Genomic DNA, 2962 nt, shown 5'->3' on the forward strand with positions numbered 1-2962 from the left:
GCCGTTGCGGCTGCGCACATGCGGACGCGCCCAGCGCGAGCTGGCCTGGATGCCGGCCAGGCCGAGGCTGGCATCGTTCATGCCCAGCGGCTTGAAGATGCGGCGCTCGACCGACTGCTCGTAGAAGCTGCCGGAGGCCGCGTAGACGACATCGCCGATCAGGCTGAAGGCTACGTTCTGGTAGGCATAGCAGTCGCCAGGCAGGCACTTCAGGCTGGTGTTGGCCAGTTTCTGGGTCAGCGCGTAGTACTCGGCGTTGCCTTCGATGTCGCGGTCGTAGGCGTTGTATGGCAGGCCGACGCGATGGCTGAGCACGTCGGCCACGGTCAGGCGATCAGTGGCTTCCGGCGAGTTCAGGCGGAAGCCCGGCACGTAGTCGGTGACCTTGCTGTCCCAGCGCAGCGTGCCGTCGTTGACCAGCAGGCCGGCCATGGTGCCGGCGAAGGCCTTGGACAGCGAGGCCAGGCGGAACACGGTGTGCGCATCGACCGGCAGCGGATTGTTGACGTCGGTGACGCCATAGCCGCGCGCGCTGAGGATGCGGCCGCCCTGCACGATCGCCACGGCCATGCCCGGCACGCGTTCGCCATAGGTGAGCTGCTGCGCCATCGATTCGATGTTGGCGACGTTGAAGCCGGGCGCCGGGGCCTGCACGCGCGGCACCAGGCCGGTGCGGTAGGCCGCCGGCTGGGTGTGGGCGACAGTGGGACCCGCAGCGGATTCGATGTTGGTCGGCATCGGCGGCAATGCCGGCGGTGTCTGCGCGGTGGTGGACAAGGCAACGGGCATCAGCATGCCCAGCAAACCGGTGGCCGCCGAACGGATCGGGCGACGCAGGCTGTTCTTTTTCATCGGTTGGACCCGTGCGCGACTGCTGATGGCGATTCTAGCGCCGCTTTTCCCTTGTGCACAAACAAAGCGAAGATGAATGCGCATCTCGTTGAAAAATTTGGAATTTGAGGCGCTGGAAGCATGTATCGGAACGTGTCATCCCGGGCTGATCAGCGGAGCTGATCCGCCCGCAGGAAGGCGCGTCGCGCTGGCGATGTTGCGGTGCATTGGCTAACGTACGCGTTTCATCGCCCCGGAGCCTGCCATGCCGCTGTCCAACCGCCGTCTTCAGGCGAGGGACACCGCGTGAGTGCGGTACGGGGGAAGGGGCCGCTGCAGGGCCTGACGGCGGCACTGCGCGAGTCGCCGGCGCTGTGGTGGTCGTTCCTGTACTTCTTCTGCCTGCTCAGCGGCTACTACGTGCTGCGCCCGGTGCGTGAGGCCATGGCCGCCTCGGCAGACCTGGAAACGGTGTTCCCGCCCGTGCTGATCGCCTGGTTCGCCAACCACGGCGTCGCGTTGAAGGACTTCGTGCTGCAGTTCCTGTTCTCCTGCGTGTTCGTGATCATGCTGGTGCTGCAGCCGGTGTACGGCTGGCTGGTCAGCCGCTTCCCACGACGGGTGTTCCTGCCGGCGGTGTATGGCTTCTTCATCGTGACCCTGCTGGGCTTCTACATGATGTTCGACAGCGGCGTGCCGGGCCGCGGCATGGCCTTCTTCTTCTGGATCACCGTCTTCAACCTGTTCGCGGTGGCGGTGTTCTGGAGCTTCATGGCCGATGTGTTCTCCAATGTGCAGGCCCGGGCCTTCTATGGATACATTGGCGCGGCGGGCACCGTCGGTGCCTTCCTCGGCCCGTTGATCACCAGTGCGCTGGTGCAGCGCGTGGGCATCGCCAACCTCATGCTGGTCTCGGCGGGATTCCTGGTCGTGTGCCTGTTGTGCATCTGGCGGCTGCGGCACTGGGCGGTGCTGCGCGAACGCGAGCAGCAGCTGGTGTCCGGCGAGCAGCCGATGGGCGGCAGCGTGCTGGACGGCCTGAAATTGATCGTGCGCGAGCCGCTGCTGCGCTGGCTGGCGGTGATGGTGGTGTTCGGGGTGGGCGTCGGCACGCTGCTGTACAACCAGCAGGCCAGCATCGTGCGCGCGGCCTTCACCGACCCGGCGGCCAGTACCGCGTTCTTCTCGCGCATCGACCTGGCGGTGAATGCGCTGGCGCTGTTGATGCAGCTGGGCCTGACCCGTTGGTTGCTGTCGCGCCACGGCATCGCGCCGGCACTGCTGATTCCCGGTTTCGCGATCCTGATCGGCTTTTCGGTGCTGGCGGCCTCGCCGATGCCGCTGATGGTCGCGGTAGTGCAGGTGATGACCCGGGCCAGCGAATTCGCACTGGCCAAGCCGGCGCGCGAGACAATCTACACGCGCGTGGACCGGCAGTGGCGCTACAAGGCCGGCGCAGCGATCGACACCGTGGTCTACCGCGGTGCGGACCTGAGCTTTGCCTGGGTGCACAAGGGCCTGTCATTGTTCGGCTCGCACGTAGTGTTCATCGGCGGCATGCTGGTGGCCGCGTGCATGACCGCAGCCGCGTTCGGTGTACTGCGCGAAGAAAAGAAACTGCCGCGCGACCGATGATTTCCCGGGCTCCGAGCCCCATCCCTGTCCAAGGAACCGCCCATGTACTGGATCGCACTCGCCCTGACCTTGCTGATCGCACTGCTGCACGTCTATTTCCTGGCGCTTGAGATGTTCCTGTGGACCCGCCCGCTGGGTCTGAAGACGTTCCGCAACACGCCGGAGAAGGCGGCGACCACGCGCGTGCTGGCGGCCAACCAGGGCTTGTACAACGGCTTCCTGGCAGCAGGCATCGTGGTGGGGCTGGTGATCGGGCAGCCGGTGCTGGTGACGTTCTCGCTGGCCTGCGTGGTGGTGGCGGGGTGCTATGGGGCGTACAGCGTGAGCCGCCGGATCTTCATGATCCAGGCGGTGCCTGCGATCCTGGCGTTGGTTCTTCGCGCGATGGTGTGATTCCAGCCAACGGCGCAGCCCCTCGTGGGGTGGTCGCGTAGAGCTTGTCATGGGGGTGGGGGGGGGGGGGGGGGGGGGGGGGGGGGGGGGGGGGGGGGGGGGG

Annotated in this window: 3 protein-coding genes; 2 read left to right on the forward strand and 1 reads right to left on the reverse strand. The window is 66.4% G+C overall.

The window, feature by feature from the left end; all coding sequences use genetic code 11:
- Window positions 1-852 (reverse strand): serine hydrolase domain-containing protein (locus ABGA94_RS17005; protein WP_375367833.1); only part of this gene is annotated, 852 nt, incomplete at its 3' end.
- A gap of 285 nt (window positions 853-1137) precedes the next feature.
- Between ABGA94_RS17005 and ABGA94_RS17010 the strand changes: the two genes are divergently transcribed.
- Window positions 1138-2466 (forward strand): NTP/NDP exchange transporter, encoded by a 1329-nt coding sequence (locus ABGA94_RS17010; RefSeq protein WP_005418421.1) that lies wholly within the window; start codon window positions 1138-1140, stop codon window positions 2464-2466.
- 42 nt (window positions 2467-2508) lie between these two features.
- Window positions 2509-2859: a DUF1304 domain-containing protein gene (locus ABGA94_RS17015; protein WP_375367834.1), complete on the forward strand. Its 351-nt coding sequence runs from the start codon at window positions 2509-2511 to the stop codon at window positions 2857-2859.
- The last annotated feature ends 103 nt before the right edge of the window (window positions 2860-2962 follow it).

This window comes from Stenotrophomonas sp. 3diitr2024, assembly GCF_042136455.1.
Lineage (GTDB): Bacteria > Pseudomonadota > Gammaproteobacteria > Xanthomonadales > Xanthomonadaceae > Stenotrophomonas > Stenotrophomonas sepilia.

Bases quoted from the DNA above. Each gene is read 5' to 3' on its own strand.
- ABGA94_RS17015 (WP_375367834.1), top strand. From the start codon at position 2,509: ATGTACTGGATCGCACTCGCCCTGACCTTGCTGATCGCACTGCTGCAC.